The following is a 20,210-nucleotide window of genomic DNA, read 5'->3' as shown; positions in this document are numbered from 1 at the left end:
TCAGCGCTGCGCCCGCCACGCCTCGTAGTGGTCCAGCACGGTCTCCTCGATGGGCCGGTAGCTGACCCCCAACTCCCCGACGCTGCGGCTGTTGTCGACCCGGAACCGGATGCCGAGATGCTTGCGGATGTAGTCCTGGGTCAGTCCGAAGGCGGGGCCGAGCACGCGAACGGGCCAGTGTGGTAGGCGAGTTCGTGGCAGCCGCAGGTCCTTCGGATACCGGCCCCGGATGATCCGGGCCATGTCGTAGAAGGAGGTCATCTCCTCGGCGGCGACGATGTACCGGCCGCGCGCTTCCGGAGTCTCGGCCGCGGCGATGTGGGCGTCCGCCACGTCCCGTACGTCGGCCGTGGTGAAGCTGAAGTCGGGGGCGCCGTAGAAGAAGTACCCCTTGAACAGCTCCTCCAGGAGGAAGAGGCTGCCGGACTCGGAGGCGGGGGTGAGCGAGGGCCCGAGCACCAGACCGGGGTTGACGGCGACCATGCGCCACCGGTCCTGCCGCTTCTCGGCCTCCCGGGCGGCCTGTTCCGCGACGGTCTTGGCGTAGTGGTACGGGTTGTTCTCCACGGTGCTGGTGGTGTTGACGTATCCCTCCCTCAACACCCGCCCCTCCATCTCCAGCACGTCCGCGTAGTCCCCGAAGATCGCACCGACGGTGGACGTGAAAACCAGCCGCCGCACACTCGGCGTCCGCTCCACGCTCCCGACGACGTTCCGCGTGCCGCTCAGCGCGGGCTCGACCATGTCCCGCTGCCCGTCCTTGATCTTCTCCGGCATGAAGAAGGGCGAGGCCACATGGAAAACGACCTCACACCCCTTCATGGCCTCGTCGAAGGCCCCCTCGACCAGCAGATCGGCCTCGAACAGGTCGAGCCGTCCGGGATGCCCGTCCTGCATGGCCCGCAGCGGCGCGACCTTGGCGGCGTTGCCGACGCCGCGAACAGTGGCCCGGACGCGATACCCCCGCTCCAGCAGCCGCCGCACCAGATGACTCCCGACAAACCCACTGCCACCGGTCACCAGCACGGGTTCGTCCATCGACCCCTCACTCAGCTCGCCCACCGGTACAGGTTGGGGCATGGACCGGCCAAACGGAAGCGCAGAACCATTGCCCGGGCAAACGCGCCTCGTTAGCCTGTGTTCGTCATGCCGATCGTCTGTTGAAATTTCGAACACAGACGCCCAGATAATCAAGGGAGGGGGCCGGTTGTGGGACGCCTGGTGCCTGCCGTGACCCGAGCTCTCGACATTCTCGAGCTCTTCCTCGACGGGGACGGGACGCTCTCCGCCCCCGACATCGTGCGCAAGCTGCAGCTGCCGCGCACCACCGTGCACGAGCTGGTCACCACGCTCGCCGCCCGGTCGTACATCGTCCAGGTCCCGGGGCAGCCCGGCCGCTACCGGCTCGGCGTACGGCCGTATCAGCTCGGCAGCCGTTACGCCGAGCAGCTGGACCTCGCCGCCGAGGGGCAGCAGGTCGCCCGGTCCGTCGCCGAGACCTGCGACGAGACCGTGCACGTGGCGATCCTGGAGGGCACCGACGTCATCTACATCGCCAAGGTGGACTCCACGCACGCGGTGCGCATGGTGTCCGCCGCCGGCCGCCGGCTGCCCGCCCACTGCACGTCCGTCGGGAAGATGCTGCTGGCCTCCCTTCCGGAGCAGGAACTCTCCGCGCGCATCCCGGACGACGCCCGGCTTGTCGCGATGACTCCCAACAGCATCACCGACCCGGCCGCCCTGCGCGAGACCCTCGCCCAGATCCGGCAGCGCGGCCTCGCGGTGGAGAACCGGGAGTCCAACCCGGACGTCAGCTGTGTGGCGGCGCCCGTGAAGGACCGTACGGGCCAGGTCGTCGCCGCGCTGTCCATCTCCGTCCCCATGATCCGCTGGAGCGAGGAGCGCCGCGCCGAGCTGGAGCAGCTGGCCGCCAAGGGCGCCGCCGAACTGTCGGAGCGGCTCGGACACCGGAGCGTCGTATGACGTACCGGTACGAGGTCGCGGTCCGGGCCGAGGCCAAGCTGGGGGAGGGGCCCACCTGGGACGCGCGGGGCGGGCGGCTGATCTGGGTCGACATTCTCGGCAGTCGCGTGCACACCTATGAACCCGGCTCGGGGCGGCGCACGGTCCGTGCCACCGAGCAGCACGTCGGCGCCGCCAAGCCGCGCGCCGGCGGTGGGCTCGTGCTGAACCTCCGGGACGGGGTGGGCCTGGTCGACCCGGACGGCGCCTTCCGCTGGCTGCACCACGAACCCGTCCCGGGCCGCCGCGGCAACGACGCCGCCGTCGCGCCCGACGGCTCGCTGTGGGCCGGCACCATGCGCTACGACGAGGCGCCGGGCGGCGGCACGCTGGCCCGCTTCACCGGCGAGGGTGCCGTGGAGACCGTCCTCGACGACGTCGCCGTCAGCAACGGCACCGGGTGGAGCCCCGACGGGCGGCTCATGTACTACATCGACTCGCCGACCCGTCGTATCGACGTCCTCGAGTACGACGGTGAGGCGCGGGTCGGCGACCGGCGCCCGCTCGCCGAGATCGAGGACGGCGCCGGCTTCCCGGACGGGCTGACGGTGGACGCGGACGGCTGCGTGTGGGTCGCGCTGTGGGACGGGGGAGCGGTACGGCGCTACACGCCCGCCGGTGATCTGGACCGCGTCATCGAGCTGCCGACGCCGCGCCCCACGGCCTGCGCCTTCGGCGGCCCCGACCTCACTGACCTCTACATCACCACCGCCCGCACCGGCCTGATCGCCCCGCTCCCGCTCTCCGGCTCCCTGCTGGTGGTACCGGGCGCGGGCAAGGGCCTGCCGCAACCGGCCTTCGCGGGCTGACTGACCCACAGAGAAGAAGGACGGGAGCCGACCGTGGGCTTCCGTCCTTCTCCCACGTCCGCACGCGGGATCACCTCCGCGCCTCCTCCCGCTTCCCCATCCCCGCCCGTACCGCCAGCAGTTCCTCCGGGTGTCGGAGGGCGTGGGATATGGGGCCGATCTCGCGGAGGAGGTCCGTCGTGTCCGGTGTGGCGGACCGGGCGGTGGGGTGGGGCGGGTGGTGGCGGCCGGCGATCGCGTCCTGGATGGCCAGGGCGGAGGCGAGGGCTCTCGCCCGGTCCGGATCGTGGCCCAGGGCGAGCGCCGCCTCGTACATCCGTCGCCGGCGGTCCTCGTCGATGTGGCGGGCCAGCGGGAGCAGGACGTCGCGGATGAAGGTCTCGCGGCGGATCAGCCGCAGCTCCGGTGTCGCGCGGAGGAGGAAGGCGACTCCGGTGCCGTCGACCGTGCGCGTCAGCAGGTACAGCGGGCGCAGACGGTGGTGGGCGAGGCGGACGCGCCAGCGGTCGTGGAGGTACTGGCCGGCGTGCGGAAGGATGAAGCCGACCGCTATGAGGAGCGCGGACAGACAGGCGAGCGGCGGGGCCACGGCCGTACTCAGCCAGTCCAGGTGATGGCCGCCGAGGCGGGCGATCACCGCGGGCAACTTGACGGCGTAGAAGGAGAGTTGGGTCGCGTACCCGGCGCCGAGGAACTGCAGCCCCCAGCGCAGCCACGCGTCCAGACCGTCCGTGCGCACCCAGTTCCAGACCAGCGCCGAGGTGATCACGGTGGCCAGGGCCTGCGCGGAGAGGTAGAGCAGGATCATCTCGCGCATGTACGGCGTGGTGGCGTAGTACGTGTCGAGGTCCCGCAGCCGCTCCACCGGCGCGTCCGCGAGCGCGAACAGCACCCACAGCGCCGCGATCACCGTGAACGTGCCCGCGATCACCCAGCGCACCGCCCGCACGGTCGCCGCCGAGCGGTCCGCCAGCCCGTTGCGCCAGGCGATGATCAGCAGCAGACAGGAACCGCAGAACGCGGTGAGCAGCGAGTACACCCACGGCGCCGAGATGTTCGGCACGCCCGTGACCCGGTTGACCCGGGCGATCGTCGACGGCGCCACGAACACGAACACCGCGCAGGCCAGCAGCAGCACGCCGCCCACCGCCCGCAGCAGCGGATCGCCCCACAGCCGGACGATCGTGGGCAGTTTGATCGCCAGCGCGGCCGTCAGGACGCCCGCCGGGATCCACCAGAAGGACGGGTAGAACTCGTTGACGAAACCCGCCGGGGAGAAGGCCAGTTGGGGGAGAGCAGCGCTCACCGCGCCGTCCTCCCGCGCCCCCGGTAGCCCAGCGACCGGTGCACGGGGTCCAGCGGGGCGTCGGCGGCCGGCCCGGACAGGAAGGGCCGGAACGCCGCCGCGAGCCGGTGCCCGAAGTCGTCGGCCTCCGCCTCGTCGGCCGCCCGGGAGCCGTCGCGCGCCGCCACCGACAGCGCCGTGTCGGACCAGTCGCGCCGCCCCGCCAGGGCAGCCCCGGCGACGTGGTGATGGCTGTGCCCGGCGTGCAGATGCCACAACTCGTGGCCCAGCACGACCAGTCGCTGCACCGCCTCGGCCCGCTCCTCGACGATCACCAGGTCGAAGTCCTGGAACTCCACCCACAGCCCGGTGACCTCGAGTTCGTCGGGGAACCGCTCGAAGCGCAGCTCCAGCGGCCGCCCTCCGCGCCGCAGGCTCATCGCCTCGCACAGCGCCCGGCACAGCTCCGCCGCGTCGGCCGGCGGACGCGGCCGGGCCCGCACCGCCGCACGGAGTTCCGCGGTCAGCTCCCGCATCCCGGAGATCCGTCGCGAGCGTCGCAGCCCGGCGGCGAGCCGGGCCGCCTTCCTCCGCGCGCCGCCCGCGATGTCCATGGCTCCCCCCTCTCGCCGCCGCACAGCAGGCTGCCCGACACCCACGCCCTCGTTCAACCCGGAACGACCGCACTGGCTGGAAAGTCCTGTGCAAAGCATTGACCAGCAAGCGCTTCCTATCTACGGTCTCGTTCGAAGTTACGAGCGAGAGACGGTATATCGAACGCGTCACACGCCCGGCGACCTGCTCCTGGCCGGCCACGGCAGGTACGTCGGCAGGGGAGGAGTCGGTCGGTCAAGTAACCCCGTTCTCGAAAGGTACCCATGAGCAAGAGCACCGCCCGCTTCACCCTCGACCCCGCCTTCACCGTGGGCACGGTCGACCCCCGTGTCTTCGGCTCATTCGTCGAACACCTCGGCCGTTGCGTCTACACCGGCGTCTTCGAACCCGGCCACCCCACCGCCGACGAGGACGGCATCCGCCAGGACGTCCTCGAACTGGTCCGCGAACTCGGCGTCACCGCCGTCCGCTACCCCGGCGGCAACTTCGTCTCCGGCTACAAGTGGGAGGACTCCGTCGGCCCCGCCGAGGACCGCCCCCGCCGTCTCGATCTCGCCTGGCGCTCCACGGAGACCAACCGCTTCGGCCTCTCCGAGTACATCGCCTTCCTGAAGAAGATCGGCCCCCAGGCCGAGCCCATGATGGCCCTCAACCTCGGCACCCGGGGCGTCGCCGAGGCCCTCGAACTCCAGGAGTACGCCAACCACCCCGCCGGCACCGCTCTCTCCGACCTCCGTGTCTCCCACGGCGACAAGGACCCCTTCGGCATCCGGCTGTGGTGCCTCGGCAACGAGATGGACGGCCCCTGGCAGACCGGCCACAAGACCGCCGAGGAGTACGGCCGCCTCGCCGCCGAGACGGCCCGCGCCATGCGCCAGATCGACCCGGACGTCGAACTCGTCGCCTGCGGCTCCTCCAGTCAGTCCATGCCGACCTTCGCCGCGTGGGAGGCGAAGGTCCTGGAGGAGACCTACGACCTCGTCGACCACATCTCCCTGCACGCCTACTACCAGCCCGAGGACGGTGACGTCGACTCCTTCCTGGCCTCCGCCGTCGACATGGAGTCCTTCATCGAGAACGTGATCGTCACCGCCGACCACGTGGGCGCCAAGCTCAAGTCCAAGAAGAAGATCAACCTCTCCTTCGACGAGTGGAACGTCTGGTACATCTCGCAGTGGCACGAGATCGAGAACTCCGGCACGCGGGACTGGGCGGAGGCCCCCCGCCTGCTGGAGGACAACTACAGCGTCCTGGACGCCGTCGTCTTCGGCTCGCTCCTCATCGCCCTGCTGCGGCACGCGGACCGCGTCACCGTCGCCTGTCTCGCGCAGCTCGTCAACGTCATCGCCCCGATCATGACCGAGCCCGGCGGCCCCGCCTGGCGCCAGACCACCTTCTTCCCCTTCGCCCAGGCCTCCCGCTACGGCCGCGGCCAGGTCCTGGACGTGCGGGTGGACTCCCCGACGTACGAGACGAAGAAGTACGGCGAGGCCGACCTGCTGCACGCCACCGCCGTGCGCGCCGAGGACGGCACCGTCACCGTCTTCGCCGTCAACCGCAGCCGGACCGAGGCGCTGCCGCTCGCAGTCGCCCTCAACGGCCTGAACCTGACGACCGTGGTCGAGCACAGCGCCCTGTCCGACGCCGACCCGGACGCGCGCAACACGCTCGCCGAGCCCGAGCGGGTCCTCCCGCACGGCGTCGAGGGCACCAGGCTGGAGGGCGGCACCCTCGACGCCGTACTGGAACCGCTGTCGTGGAACGTGATCCGGCTGGCCTGACCGGCTACCGCTCGATGTGCACCTGAGCGGGCGGGTACGGGGACGAGGACGTCGTCCCGACGGACCGGTACCCGCCCGTGCCGGGCACGGACGCGATGGCCTCGGGCAGGACGGGCGTCGTGGCGGTCGGCCCGCGCTCGCTCACCCAGCTCCCGCCGTCCCAGCGCAGGCAGTGCGCCCGGTCTGGTCCCAGAAGTCCCAGCCGGCGACACGGTCCGGGCCGCCCTGTCCGTCGTCGACGATCCCTGCCGGGCGTTCCTGTCATACCGGCGCCACCGGCACTCCGCCCGCCGCCGCTCCCAGCAGCGTCAGCCGGACGCTCGCCGGTCCCGCCGGCGTGGTCCCGTCGGACAGTACGGCGAGCGCGATGGTGTTGGAACCACGTGTGCGCAGAATCCCGTTCGGCAGGACGAAGGTGTGCTGCGGGCCCACGTCGTTGATGTACTGGCCCATGTTCCAGCCGTTGAGGAAGATCTGGACGCGGTAGGCGCGGGCCGGGTCGTCGTCCAGGACCAGCCCGATCGAGGCGTCCGTCCCGGGGGCGACCGCGAGCTGGAAACCCGTCCGGTACCAGGTCACCCCCTGCCGGCGATCGGCCCGCGGCAGGGTCACCGGCTCCCAGCCGCCGTCGACGAACCCCGGCAGATGCCACCCGTGCCGCTCCCCGTGCAGCCCGCCGTTGTTCTGCGGCCCGCGCACGGGATCGACCGGCCCCTCGCCCCGCAGCCGCCAACTCACCTCTGGGGCGGCCCCGTTGAAAGCCACCGAGGTCAGTCCGCGGGCCGCCTTGTGCGTGTCCCGCGCCTTGCCGTCCTGGTCGTGCTGCATCCGCCGGACGAGGACGGACAGCACATGCGAGCCTGACGTACGCAGCTCCTCCGGTACGGCGAACTCCGCCGTGGCCGACCAACTCCCTTGCCGCACACTGGATTTGTCCGGCACCGGCATTCGGTGCGTGCCCAGCGCCCGCCCGTCCAGCCAGGCCATCAGCAGTCCCTGGGTGCCGGTGCCGTAGGCGAGGGACACCGACCGCGCGCCCCGGGCGTCCGTGAAGTGCCCGCGGTACCAGACGTCGCCGTAGTGGAAGCCGTAGTCGTCGGCGAAGAGGACGGGATGTCCCTCCGGGACGGGTGTCGTGCTGCACGAGGACGTCTTCCGGGCGACCTGCCAGGCGGAGTCGTCGTAGCCGGCGGCGGACTCGGGGTTCTCCGTCCTGCGCCGCCAGCCGGTCAGCGCGGGCAGGGTCACGGTTCCGGCGCCGGGCAGCGCCCGTGTGCCCCGCAGACTGCCGGAGGACGTCGACCGCACCGTCAACTCGGTCCCGTTCCAGCTCACTTCACCGATCCCGGGAGGCCCCCACACCTCCAGCCCGGCCGCCCGGACGGTGTCCCCGGTCAGCCGTACCGCCTTCCCGCCGACCTCGGCCGTCCGCAGCAGCGCGGGGCCGTACACCAGCACGGGGCCGGACGGGGTGTCGTACGGGAACAGCCGCAGCGAGGTGTCGTCGTCGGCGAGGAGCAGCAGGAGCGGGGTGGCGGTGCCGCCGCCGGAGACCGACACCCGGGTCAGCCCGTCGAGTCGGGCCTCGATCCGCAGCAGACCGTCCGCGTACGTGTGGGCCGCGCGCCCGGCGAGCACCCGCACGGTCGGCCGCAGCGGGTACTCCAACGCGGTCACCGTGGTCTCGCCGGACCGCCCGGTGAGCACGGCGATCTCCCGGCTGCCGGTGTCGAGGGCGAGCATGGGCTGGGCGTTGGAGTACCGCATGGTCCGCCGCCCGAGCTTGATCCCTGCGGCGAGCAGCCGCGCGTCCCGCGCCGGGACGGTGACCGGGACGTCCGTGCCGGGGACGGTCGAAGTGACCGGCTCCGTACCGTCGTTGCGCAGGACGTACACGTCGGCGCCGGTGTCCGGGTTGGCCAGGTGGTACGCCCTCAGCCCGGCCGCCGTGACGTCCGCCGCGCGGTCCAGTTTGGCGAAGTCGGGTACGTGGCGCAGGAGATGGCCGAGCTGGTGCATGGGGACGAGCTTGGCGGTGGGCTGCCGGCCCTCGTCGAAGGCGGCCCCGTAGTCGTAGGAGGTGTAGACGACCGGTGCGGGCAGCCAGCCCCAGGAGGTGCCGCCGAAGGTCATGTAGACGTTGTGCAGGGTGATGCCGTTGGCGAGGTTGGTGAGGTAGAAGCGGCGCTCGTACGCCGCGTCACGCTGCCGCCGCGACTCGGCGTACCCCTTCCGGTCGAACCAGACCCCGCCCCACGGGTCGAACCAGCCGCCGCCGAACTCCGGCATGAACCCGGGTGTCCGGGGACTCGCCGTCGCCCCGCCCTTCAGCCCGCCGGTCCCGAAGTGCCCCCAGTCCGGCGGCACTTGGTCGGCGGGCGGGTACCCGTCGAAGCCGTACAGCCAGCGCTCCTGCTCGCCGCCGGTGTCGAAGGACCCGGGGATCCAGTAGCCGTTCCGGCCCTTGTCGTTGTGGAAGAGGGGGACGTCGATGCCGTCCGCGCGCACCTTCTCGTAGAGGTGGGCCATGTAGGCGCGGCCCGTCGCGTCCTTCGGGTGGGCGTCGTACTCGTTCTCGATCTGGTAGAGAAGGATCGTTCCGCCGCCGTCGGTACAGAGGTGCCGGGCGGCGATGGCGTCGACGTGCGTCAGCCATTCGTCGACGTGGGAGAGATAGGTGGGGTCGGCGGTGCGTGCCGTGCCCTTGGTGGCGGTCAGCCAGCCGGGGAAGCCGCCCGCGTCGATCTCGGCGTTGATGTAGGGGCCGGGGCGGAGGATGACGTACAGGCCGGTCTCGGCGGCCGTGCGCAGGAACAGGTCGAGGTCGCGGACGCCGGTGAAGTCGTAGTGTCCGGGGGCGGGGGAGTGGTAGTTCCACGACACGTAGACGCTGACCGCGTTGTAGCCGTGGGCGCGCATCTTCTGCAGGACGTCCCGCCACAGGGACGGGCTCGGCAGCCGGAAGGGGTGCATCTCGCCGGACCAGAGGACCAGACGGCGGCCGTCGACGATCAGCGAGTAGTGGTCGAAGCCGACGGTGTGGTGCTCGCCGTCCGCCGTCGGCGGCGCGGGCGCGGGGCCCGTGGGCGTGGTCGCCGCGGCGTAGGCGCAGGTCGCGGCGGCGCTGCCGCCGAGCGCCAGGCCGAACGCGGTGGTGCCGGCGAGCGCGGTGAAGGTACGTCTGCTGAGCCCCATCGGAGCCTCCCGTCGTGCCGTACGTCGGCGGGCGCGTGCGGGATCATTGTGTACGGGCGGACCGGCAGAATGGTCGTATGAGGATCTCGGCGCGGGCGGATTACGCGGTACGGGCGGTTCTCGAGCTGGCCGTGCGGCGGGACGGCGGTTCGGTGAAGGCGGAGGCCATCGCCGCCACGCAGGACATCCCGCACAAGTTCCTGGAGGGGATCCTCGGCGATCTGCGGCGGGCCGGCATCGTCGACAGCCGGCGCGGGGGCGGCGGCGGTTACCGGCTGGCTCGGGAGCCCGGGGGGATCACGGTCGCGGACGTCATCCGGGCGGTGGACGGGCCGATCGTCTCCGTGCGCGGGGAGCGGCCCACGGGCCTGGAGTACACCGGTTCGGCCCAGCCCCTGCTGCCGCTGTGGATCGCCCTGCGCGCCAATGTCCGCCGCATCCTGGAGGGCGTCACCATCGCCGACATCGCGGCGGACGCCCTGCCGGAACCGGTGCGCGCGCTGGCGGCGGAGCCGGCGGCCTGGGAGAACCCATAGGGCCCAGGTGATCCGGCGGCTGTCCGATGCCTGTCCGGCTGCTGTTCGGCGACTGTTCGGCGGCTGTGAAATCCCCGCTGTGAATGGCCGGAGTTCGTCCTGTCCATGTCAGGTTCGCGTCCCTACGATGCGGATCGCCTCCGGCCTTCACAGAACGCTCACGGTTTCTTCAAGGGTGCGGGGGCGTGCCACCCCCCACTCACAGAACCGGAGAGACCATGCCTGGCGGACTCCTGCTGAGCGGCGCCGTAGCCGCTCTCCTCACCACCGCACTGCCCGCGCACAACTCGTCCCCCGTGTTCGACAACCCGCCCCCGGACAAGATCGTCATCGACGTGGCGACGGTGAACGGCTCCGGCTGTCCCCAGGGCACGGCGGCCGTCGCCGTCTCCCCGGACAACACGGCCTTCACGGTGACCTACAGCCAGTACCTCGCCCAGGCCGGCGGCAACTCCGACCCCACGGCCTTCCGCAAGAACTGCCAGCTCAACCTGATCGTCCACGTCCCGCAGGGCTTCACCTACGCGATCGCCAGCGCCGACTACCGGGGCTTCCTCTCGCTCCAGCCGGGGGCGTCCGCGACCCAGAAGGCCTCGTACTACTTCCAGGGCTCCTCGAACACGGTGCCCAAGACCCACCCCTTCAGCGGCACCTACAACGACGACTGGCAGGCCACCGACTCCACCGACTGGGCCCAACTGGTCTGGGCGCCCTGCGGAGTTCAGCGCAACTTCAACATCAACACCGAACTGAGGGTGAACGCGGGCACGGCGAACCCGGGCAAGGTCAGCTTCATGACGATGGACTCGACCGACGGGGACATCAGCACGATCTACCACATGGCGTGGAAGCAGTGCCCCACGTCCTGACCCGTGAGGGGGCGGCCCGCGCGACGGCGGGCCGCCCCCGTCCGGTCAGGACAGCACTCTGATCGCCTGCCAGCCGGTCGTGCCCACCATCGCCACCGGACCGACGAACCCGCTCCTGCGGCCGGGGACGAACTCCAGTCCCGCCGAGGAGTTGGCGGTCGTCGTCCACAGGTCCGGCACACCGTCGCCGTCGGAGTCGCCCGACGCGGTGACCAGGGGACGGGCCGTGGTCGTCCAACCGGTCGCGTACGCCGTCCGGTTGGAGACGGCGCCCAGCGAGGCCGGATCGGTGCCGCCGTCGGACACGCCGTCGCCGTCCGCGTCACCCGGGGAACGGCCGTGGTACAGCCACAGCTCGCCGTTCTCGGTGTTACGGGCGACCAGATCGGTGAAACCGTCCCCGTCGACGTCCCCCGGCGAGGCCAGCTGCATCCGGCCCCAGCCGGAGGCGCCGATCAGATACCCCGACTCGACCGTCCCGTAGGCGTATCCGGGCAGGAACCACAACTGGTCGCCGACGACCGCGACGAAGTCCGGGCGCTGCGCCTCGCCGTCCGGTGTGATGTCGCCGACCGAGACGATCTGCCGGATCGTCGCCGGGTTCAGTGCCGTCCCCGTCTCCTCGTCCGGGAAGACGTACACCTCCTGCTTGGTGTCCTCGGTGAACTCGCCCTGCCCGTTGTTCGGGTAGAGCCACAGCCTGCCGTCGGCACGGCGGGCCACCAGGTCCTCGTAGAAGTCCTCGGTCCAGTCGCCGCGATGGGTCAGCAGCGCGTCGTTCCAGCCGCCGCCGGTGGAGAGCGGAACCATCGTCGCCAACTTGCCGGCCCCCGTGCCGCCGTACAGCCGGAGGTTCGCGGAGCCGTCCACGGCGAAGAGGTCCGGAATGCCGTCTCCGTTGACGTCACCCGGTCCGTCCGTCACGCCCGGGCTCCTGACGTAGAAGCGGTACGGGTACACCGGCCCGGCGTTGCCTCCCGCGTCCACCAGCCGCACGTACAGCGTGTGCGGTCCCGGAGTGAGCGGGGTGATCCTCGCCTGAGCGGGGCCGCCCTTCGTCGCGGGCTTGGCAGAGCTGCTCGGCGGGGTGCGGTCCAGGCCGTACAGGTACTCGGTGGTGTCCGAGACGCCGTTCGCGCCGAACTCGAACACGCCCTCGGTGCGGGCCAGGGCGCCCTCGACGGGCTCGCTGTCGGGCTTGGTCTCCGGGTACAGGTCGTTCTGGGAGCCGACCGTCGGCATCACCGTCGGCGCGTTCGGGTCGAAGCCGAAGCGGCAGCCCGGTGCGCCCTGGGTGGGCGTCCAGTCGGAGGCGAAGGCCGCGTCCGCGGTGTCCTCGGCCTGCGCCTTCCAGGAGAACTGCCCGTTGCTCGCCCCGAGGTGCCTGGTCAGCAGGTCCTTGCCCACGACCACCCGCGCCTGCGCGCCCTTGGAGTCGCTCGCCTTCACGGTGACCTTCACGCGTTTGTCGAAGATGATCCCCGGCGAGGTGTCGTGCTTCCCGGTCGCCCACAGATGGAACTGCACGTTCACCGCGCCCCCGTCCGGGTCCCACACCTGCGCGGTCAGTGTCACGTCGGTGTTGCCGAGGGTCACGTACGAGGAGCCGTTGCCGCACTCGGTGGTGCCGACCCTGGTGCTGGGGACGGTGTCCAGCGCCCAGGGCGCCTTCGGCGGGCGGTTGAACTCGACGATCAGCTTGGCGTCCGGCTTGAACTTCTTCCAGCTGTACTCGTCCTTGTTGTCCTCCGCGCTCTGCGGGGCGCGAAGGCCGAAGGTGATGTTGGACCACTTGCCGGCCGCCGCCTTGCCGGCCGCCTCGTTCGCGTCGAAGTCGACGGCCGCGTTGGGGCAGCCGAAGGACTCGTTGCCGTGGGCGACGCTGCGGGTGTCCTGACGGGCGGCCCAGGACGGCTGAGCGCTCCAGGTCGTCGTCGAGCTGATCGTCCCGGTCCGCCACAGCTCCACGGGCTTGGGGGTGCACGACCACGAGTGGGTCTCGGTGATCTGGAACTGCGCGTCGACCACCTTCACACCGGCGAGGAACTTCGAGCCCACACGGAAGAAGGAGCGGGCCGTGCCCCCGGTCGAGGACTCGTAGCCGACGCGCGCCTCGCTCGTCGTCCCGCCGTCCCAGCCCGTGCCGTTCCAGTAACTGTCCTTCGGATGCGGCTTGTAGGCGATCGTCCAGGCCTCGCGGGTGCCTGTCATGCGCGGGTCGATGTAGACCGGGAACTCGGTGTCGGCCGCCTGCAGCAAATCCTGATCAGGTGTCAGGACGACGTGCCCGTCGGTGACTTCGACGTCCACCGGACTGCTCTTCGTGCCGGGAGTCAGCGGCGAGGGATCGGACTCCGGCGTGGCCGCGCTCAGGCTCGCCGTGCGCCGTACGGTCTGCGCCGCAGCCTGTTCCGTCGTCCCGGACGAGTCCCACATCCGGGCCGTAGCGGAGGCGAACACCGTCTGACCGGCCGCGTTGACCGCGCTGAGGGTGCCCGTTCCGGCGTCCTCGCGCACCTGAAGTCCTTGGGTGCGCAGACCGAAGCCGATCTCTTTCAGCTCCGGGCGCTCGGCGGCCTCGGGCGTCTTCACGATCAGCGCCTGACTGAAGCCGTCCAGGCTCGCCTTCACCGCCAGGTCGACGCCGGGGAAGACTTCGCGGTACGTCGCCGTCGGTCCGTCCAGAACAGGCACGGGGAGCGACGCGGGCCAGGTCAGGGTGAGTTCGCCGCCCTGGTCGGTGAGGGTCACCAGGCGGTCGTCGCCGCCCGCGGAGAAGGTGACCCGGCCGGGCGCGGCCTTGGGCGAGACGCGGCCCGCGGTCTCGGCGAGTGTGGTGTCCACCGGGGTCCACACGCCCTCGCGTTTCACGCGGACCGGCAGCGTGTGCTGGGTCTGGCGGAGGTTGCCGTTGGGCAGGGCGTGCGTCTCGCTGGTCTCGGTGCGCTCGGACAACACCTCCACCGGCTCGCCGGTCTCGGCGGCCAGTCGCAGGGCGTCCCGCTCGGGGTCGGCGGTACCGGCCGCGCCGGCCGCCGGCGGCAGCAAGCCGAGCGCCCCGCCGACGAGCGCCACGACCAGCGCGCATCGTGTGAAGCGCCTGGTGGGGCGCTGTCTTCGGGATGTTTCTGGCATGGGCTTCTTCCCCCCGGAGTCCGTTGCCGTGCGAACCCCTCCCCGGGGCCGCGTCGCCGAACAGTACACCGGACCATGGGAGTTCTTTACCTTTCCATGGATGAAGCGGGGATTGTCACATTGCTTTTCCTTTACTTGTCAGGGTGATCGACAGCGCCTACTGTCTGAGCGTTCAACACTCGGTCACGCAGAGTGAGGGGGAGGTCCTTTTGTGGACCAATTGATAAGACAGCTGCGCTACTTCGGGCACTGGACCAGATCCGTGTCCCTGTTCGTGGGCCTGGTGCTCTTCGTCGGGCTGATACCCGACGACGCCAGTGCCGCGTCCGGCAGCACCCGCGTCTCCGACATCAAGCGAGATCCGTCCGTCCCCGGCCGGGACCTGAGCAGGAAGCGGCCCGCGACGCGCGACGAGGCCACGGGCGCCTTCAGGCCCGCCGCGGGGACCGTCCCCGTCCGCAGCTTCACGACCCTGGTCACCGGCCGCGACGCCAAGACGCCGCGACGCACGTCGCTGGCCGGCCAGGACTCAAGCGCCGTACCGACCGCCCTCGTGAGGGCCCGTCAGCTCGACGTGCCCACCGGGAAGGCCCTGCGCGCCCCCGACGCCCCGTCGCCGAAGCGTCCCGGCGCCGCCCCGGGGACCGCCGTCGAAGTCGAGGTCAGGGACGCGGCCGCGGCCCGGAAGGCCGGCGTGCGGGGCCTGCTGTTCACCGCCGCGCCGGACGCGGACGGTCTGGCCCCCGCGGCCACCGGTTCGGTCCAACTGGAGCTCGACTACTCGTCGTTCAAGGACACCTACGGCGGCGACTGGGGCTCCCGGCTCCGCCTCTACCGGCTGCCCGACTGCGCGCTGACCACGCCCGGCCTCGAGCGCTGCCGCACCCGTACCCCGTTGCCCGGCACCAATGACGCCACCGCCCGCACGGTCACCGGCGCCACCGACCTGGCCGCCGCGCCCGCCGTGTTCGCGGCCGCCGCCGAGGCCTCCGGACCGGGCGGCAACCACGCCGCCACCTCGCTCTCGCCGTCCGGCTCCTGGACGGCCGGCTCCTCGTCCGGCGGTTTCTCCTGGGCGTACCCGATCGAGGCGCCCGAGGTCCCCGGCGGCCCGCAGCCCGAGGTCGAACTCTCCTACTCCTCCCAGGCGGTGGACGGCCGCACAGCCTCCACCAACGCGCAGTCCTCCTGGATCGCCGAGGGCTGGGACTACGAACCCGGCTACATCGAGCGCCGCTTCCGCTCCTGCTCGGACGACAAGGGCGAGGTCGACGGCAAGAAGCCCAACAACACCGCCGACAGCGGCGACCTGTGCTGGGGCTCCGACCACGTCGTGATGTCGCTCGGCGGCAACACCACCGAACTCGTCAAGAAGGACGGCACCGACGAGTGGCGCCCGGCCGACGACGACGGCTCCCGCCTGCAGCGGAAAACCGGTGCCGCCAACGGCGCCAAGGACGGTGAGCACTGGGTCCTCACCACCACCGACGGCACGCAGTACCACTTCGGCCTGAACAAGCTGCCCGGTGCTCCCGACGGCACCGTCACCAACTCCGCGCTCACCGTGCCGGTGTTCGGCAACCATCCGGGGGAGCCCTGCCACGCGACGGCGTTCATCGACTCCGACTGCGCCCAGGCCTACCGCTGGAACCTGGACTACGTCGTCGACCCGCTCGGCGACGCCATGAGCCTGTGGTGGACCAAGGAGACCAACTTCTACGGCCAGAACATGAAGGCCGACCAGCAGATCTCCTACACCCGCTCCGCACAGCTCGCCCGGATCGACTACGGCCTGCGCTCCGACAAGCTGTTCGGCGTCCAGCCGGCCGGCCGCGTCGCCTTCACCACCGCCGAACGCTGCATCCCCACCAGCACCTTCGACTGCGCCGAGGCCAAGCGCACCACGGCGAACGCCAAGAACTGGCCGGACACCCCGCTGGACCAGGAGTGCGCCTCCGGAGCCAAGTGCACCGACAAGTACTCCCCGACGTTCTGGACCACCAAGCGCCTGACGAAGATCACCACCAGTGTGCTCTCCGGCAGTTCGCTGAAGACCGTCGACTCCTGGACGCTGGAGCAGTCCTACCCGGCCACCGGCGACGGCACCTCCCCGGCCCTGTGGCTGGAGTCGATCACGCGCACCGGTCACGGCGCGGGCGCCACGGCCGCCATGCCCAAGGTCAGCTTCTCCGGCCTGCAGATGGACAACCGCGTCGACAAGGTGGAGGGTCTGCCGCCCTTCTCCCGCTACCGCATCCACGCCATCGACACCGAGACCGGCGGCCGGATCGCGGTGACCTACTCGCCGCGCGACTGCCAGGCCCTGGAACCGAAACGGATGCCGGCCTCGCCCGAGTCCAACACCATGCGCTGCTTCCCGCAGTACTGGACGCCCAAGGGCGCCCTGAACCCGGTGAAGGACTGGTTCCACAAATACGTCGTCACGGAGGTCCGCGAGGAGGACCTGGTCACCGACAGCCCCGCCAAGGTCACCTCGTACGAGTTCCTCGGCGGCGCCGGATGGGCCTACGACGACAGCGAGTTCACCGAGAACAAGCACCGCACCTGGTCGCAGTACCGCGGCTACGAACGCGTCCGCACCCGCCAGGGCACCGGTGACGACGTCAGGCAGCTCACCGAGCACCGCTACTTCCGTGGGCTGCACGGAGACAAACTCCCCTCGGGCACACGGAGTTCCGCCGTCACCGACAGCCAGGGCACGTCGTACGACGATCTCCCGCAGTACCAGGGCCAGTTGCTGGAGCAGATCGGCCACGAGTCCGACGGCGGCCCGATCGACTCGGCGACCGTCACCACCCCCTGGGCCGTGAAGACCGCCACCCGGACCCGCGCCGGAACCACACCGCTCGAGGCGTGGATGACCCGCCCCGAGACCGTCCGTACCCGCGAGCGGGTCAAGGGCGAGACCTGGCGCACCTCCACCGAGACCACGAAGTACGACAGCTACGGACTGCCGTACCAGGTCGAGGAGAGAACCCCGGGCGGCAAGGTCCGCTGCTCGACCGTCGAGTACGCCCGCAACACCGCCGCCTACCTGATCGAGTCGGAGTCCCGGGAGAGGACCACGCTCGGCGCCTGCGGCAGCACCGGCAGCGAGGTCGTCGAGGACACCCGCACGTTCTACGACAACCAGGCCTTCGGCGCGGCCCCCACCAAGGGCCTGGCCACCGAGGTGCAGGAACTCAACGGCACCGGCGACGGCTACCTGACCATCGACAGGACCGAGTACGACATCCACGGCCGGGAGACGGCCACCTGGGACGCGGACAACCGCAGGACCTGGATGGAGTACACGCCCACCACCGTGGCCCGGCCCACCCGGCAGGTCTCGCACGACCCGCTCGGTCACACCGAGACCACCGTCTTCGACGACGTCCGCGGCCTGCCGCTGACCGAGGAGGACGCCAACGGCAAGAAGGCCACGATGGAGTACGACCCGCTGGGCCGGCTCCTGAAGGTGTGGGAGATCGACCGCGACCCGGCGACCCAGACCCCGACGGCGACCTACGACTACACCGTGCGCCGCGACGGCCCGACCATCGTCACCACGCGCACGCTGAAGGACAACGGCCAGTACGCCGTGTCGTACGAGATCCTCGACGGCCTGCTGCGCGAGCGGCAGACGCAGGACGAGGCCATCGGCGACGGCCGCATCGTCAACGACACCTTCTACGACAGCGCCGGCCGCAAGTGGAAGGAGAACGACGGCTACTACAACTCCGCCGAACCCAAGGCCGAGTTGCTCCAGGTCGGCGACAACGAGGTCCCGTCCCAGAACCGCACCACCTTCGACGGCCAGGGCCAGCCCACCGCCGAGATCACCTACAACCGGGGCACGGAGAAGCTCCGTACCACCACCGTCCGCGACGGCGACGTCTCCACGACGATCCCGCCGAAGGGCGACACGGTCACCTCGACCTTCGAGGACGCGGAGGGCCGCGTCGAGAAACTGCGCGAGTACACGAACGCCGAACGCACCAAGTGGCGCGACACGGTCTACGAGTACGACGACCTCGACCATCTGCGGAAGGTCACCGCCCCCGGCGGCGCCACCACCACCTTCGAGTACGACAAGCGGGGCCGCCAGACCGCGGTCACCGACCCCGACGGCGGCCGTACCGAACTGCGCTACGACAACACCGACAACGTGGTCACCACCATCGACCCGCTCCAGCGGACCCTGGTCACCACCTATGACGCGGCCGGCCGTCCGACCACCCTGCGCGAGAACAGCGAGACCGGCCCCAAGCGCGCCGAGTGGACGTACGACACCCTGGCCAAGGGCCTGCCGACCGCACAGATCCGCTACGAGGGCGGCCGCGAGTACCGCGAGGAGGTCACCGCCTACGACAACGCCTACCGGGTGAAGTCGACGAAGACGGTGATCCCGGTCGAGGAGACCGGCCTCGCCGGGACCTACGAGTACACCTACTCCTACACACCGACCGGCAACCTCGCCTGGGTCGAAGTGCCGGGCGCGGGCGGACTGGTGGACGAGCGGGTCGTCTTCCGGTACAACTCCGACGACCTGCCCGTCTTCATGGGCGGCGCCTCGACCTACCTCGCGGACGTCAGCTACTCCGCGTTCGGCGAGATCCTGCGCACCGACGCGGGACCCGCCGGCAAGAAGGTCTACGGCACCTACGTCTACGACGAGTTCACCCGCCGCCTGCAGACGGCCACCTTCGACCGCTCGGTCGCCCCGGGCCGCATCAGCGAGACCCGCTACGGCTACGACGAGGCCGGCAACGTCACGAAGATCACCGACGTGCCCGGCAGCGCGGCCCCCGACGCGGGCCGAACCGACACGCAGTGCTTCGTCTACGACCAGCTCAGGCAGATGACCTCCGCCTGGACGTCGAACAAGGCGGAGGACTGCACGGCCACGCCGTCCAAGGACACCGTGGGCGGCCCGGAGGCGTACTGGCAGTCGTACCAGTACGACGACGCGGGCAACCGCACCGAACTCGTCGAGCACGACCGGGCGGGCGACACCGCCCAGGACGTCACCCGTTCCTATGTGTACGGCAAGGCGGGCGTCGGCGGTCCGAACGCGCTCGCCGAGATCAGGTCGACCGGCCCGCAGGGAGAGCGCCTCAACACCTTCGCCTACGACAAGGCAGGCAACACCACCGGCCGCCAGCACGGCGGCAGCCGGCAGACGCTGGACTACGACGTCGAGGGCCAGCTGCGCAAGGTGACCGAGCCGGTCGAGGGTGGCGGCACGAAAACCACGTCGTACCTGTACGGAGCGGACGGCGAACGCCTGATCCGCACCGGAGCGGACGGCAGCCGCACGCTCTACCTCGGCGAGGTGGAACTCACCGTCAACGCGGCCAACACCAGCGCCAGGGCGGAACGCTTCTACGGGCTCCCGGACGGCGCCACCGTGGTCCGGGCGACGGGCGGCGTCCGCCAGATGATGCTGGCCGACCACCACGGCACGTCCCACACGGTCGTGGACATGGTCGACGCGGCGATGGGCGTCACCCGGCGCAAGTCGATGCCGTTCGGTGAGGCACGCGGGCAGCAGCTCACGGCCTGGCCGGGTGAACGCGGGTTCGTCGGCGGCACGGTCGACGAGGACACCGGCCTGACCCGGCTCGGCGCCCGCGACTACGACCCGGTGACCGGCCGCTTCCTCCAGGTCGACCCCATGGTCGACTACGGCCAGCCGGCGACCATGAACCCGTACGCCTACAGCAACAACGCGCCGGCCACCTTCTCCGACCCGTCCGGCGAGTTCTTCCCGATCCTCATCGGGATCGCGGCCCGTATCGCCATCCAGGCGGCGATCCGTGCGGCGGCCCGGCGTGCGGCGATCATCGCGGCGCGCAAGGCGGCACAGGCGGCGGCCCGACGGGCGGCCGCGCTGGCCCGCAAGCGGGCGATCGAGGCCGCGAAGCGCGCGGCTGCCAAGGCCCGCCGGGAGGCCGCGCGGA

Annotated in this window: 12 protein-coding genes; 6 read left to right on the top strand and 6 right to left on the bottom strand. The window is 70.9% G+C overall.

The window, feature by feature from the left end; genetic code table 11:
- On the bottom strand, positions 1–1,038 hold the full coding sequence (locus MKW14_RS33995; protein WP_240869750.1) for an NAD-dependent epimerase/dehydratase family protein: 1,038 nt from the start codon (positions 1,036–1,038) through the stop codon (positions 1–3).
- A 171-nt stretch (positions 1,039–1,209) separates the two neighbouring features.
- Between MKW14_RS33995 and MKW14_RS33990 the strand changes: the two genes are divergently transcribed.
- Both MKW14_RS33990 and MKW14_RS33985 read left to right on the top strand, forming a co-directional pair.
- A complete protein-coding gene (locus tag MKW14_RS33990) occupies positions 1,210–1,983 on the top strand; it encodes an IclR family transcriptional regulator (protein WP_240869605.1) in 774 nt (257 codons plus the stop codon).
- The gene (locus MKW14_RS33985) at positions 1,980–2,831 is read left to right on the top strand and encodes an SMP-30/gluconolactonase/LRE family protein (RefSeq protein WP_240869603.1); all 852 of its coding nucleotides are present in this window, start codon (positions 1,980–1,982) and stop codon (positions 2,829–2,831) included. Before MKW14_RS33990 ends, MKW14_RS33985 begins: the two co-directional genes overlap by 4 nt.
- Positions 2,832–2,901: 70 nt before the next feature.
- Here the strand turns inward: MKW14_RS33985 and MKW14_RS33980 are convergent, their stop codons facing one another.
- Together MKW14_RS33980 and MKW14_RS33975 are read right to left on the bottom strand one after the other, a co-directional pair.
- Positions 2,902–4,137 carry a DUF6545 domain-containing protein gene (locus tag MKW14_RS33980; protein ID WP_240869600.1) on the bottom strand — a complete coding sequence of 412 codons (1,236 nt, stop codon included), beginning with the start codon at positions 4,135–4,137 and terminating at the stop codon, positions 2,902–2,904.
- Positions 4,134–4,730 carry a toxin-antitoxin system, toxin component family protein gene (locus MKW14_RS33975; protein WP_240869598.1) on the bottom strand — a complete coding sequence of 199 codons (597 nt, stop codon included), beginning with the start codon at positions 4,728–4,730 and terminating at the stop codon, positions 4,134–4,136. The genes MKW14_RS33980 and MKW14_RS33975 overlap by 4 nt, the downstream gene beginning before the upstream one ends.
- 264 nt (positions 4,731–4,994) lie before the next feature.
- On the opposite strand from MKW14_RS33975, the gene arfA reads away from it, so the two are divergent.
- Positions 4,995–6,512 carry an arabinosylfuranosidase ArfA gene (arfA, locus tag MKW14_RS33970; RefSeq protein WP_240869596.1) on the top strand — a complete coding sequence of 506 codons (1,518 nt, stop codon included), beginning with the start codon at positions 4,995–4,997 and terminating at the stop codon, positions 6,510–6,512.
- A gap of 4 nt (positions 6,513–6,516) precedes the next feature.
- On the opposite strand, the gene MKW14_RS33965 is transcribed toward arfA, so the two are convergent.
- Both MKW14_RS33965 and MKW14_RS33960 read right to left on the bottom strand, forming a co-directional pair.
- Positions 6,517–6,657, bottom strand: a complete 141-nt coding sequence (locus MKW14_RS33965) for a hypothetical protein (protein WP_240869594.1) — start codon at positions 6,655–6,657, stop codon at positions 6,517–6,519.
- A 116-nt stretch (positions 6,658–6,773) separates the two neighbouring features.
- Positions 6,774–9,707: a beta-galactosidase gene (locus MKW14_RS33960; RefSeq protein ID WP_240869591.1), complete on the bottom strand. Its 2,934-nt coding sequence runs from the start codon at positions 9,705–9,707 to the stop codon at positions 6,774–6,776.
- A gap of 77 nt (positions 9,708–9,784) precedes the next feature.
- On the opposite strand from MKW14_RS33960, the gene MKW14_RS33955 reads away from it, so the two are divergent.
- Positions 9,785–10,243, top strand: coding sequence for an RrF2 family transcriptional regulator (locus MKW14_RS33955; protein WP_240869575.1), 459 nt, complete (start codon positions 9,785–9,787; stop codon positions 10,241–10,243).
- 218 nt (positions 10,244–10,461) lie between these two features.
- Positions 10,462–11,112: a DUF4360 domain-containing protein gene (locus MKW14_RS33950; RefSeq protein ID WP_240869572.1), complete on the top strand. Its 651-nt coding sequence runs from the start codon at positions 10,462–10,464 to the stop codon at positions 11,110–11,112.
- A gap of 45 nt (positions 11,113–11,157) precedes the next feature.
- Here MKW14_RS33950 and MKW14_RS33945 read toward each other — a convergent pair whose 3' ends face one another.
- Positions 11,158–14,247: a VCBS repeat-containing protein gene (locus tag MKW14_RS33945; RefSeq protein ID WP_240869570.1), complete on the bottom strand. Its 3,090-nt coding sequence runs from the start codon at positions 14,245–14,247 to the stop codon at positions 11,158–11,160.
- A 211-nt stretch (positions 14,248–14,458) separates the two neighbouring features.
- Here MKW14_RS33945 and MKW14_RS33940 point away from each other — a divergent pair.
- Positions 14,459–20,210: RHS repeat domain-containing protein (locus MKW14_RS33940; protein ID WP_240869565.1), on the top strand; the 5,752-nt coding region annotated here is incomplete at its 3' end.

Source organism: Streptomyces gilvus (assembly GCF_022513565.1).
In the GTDB taxonomy this organism is placed as follows: Bacteria; Actinomycetota; Actinomycetes; order Streptomycetales; family Streptomycetaceae; genus Streptomyces; species Streptomyces gilvus.
The sequence above is the reverse complement of the archived record's forward strand: the minus strand, read 5'-3'. Positions and strand labels throughout refer to the sequence as shown.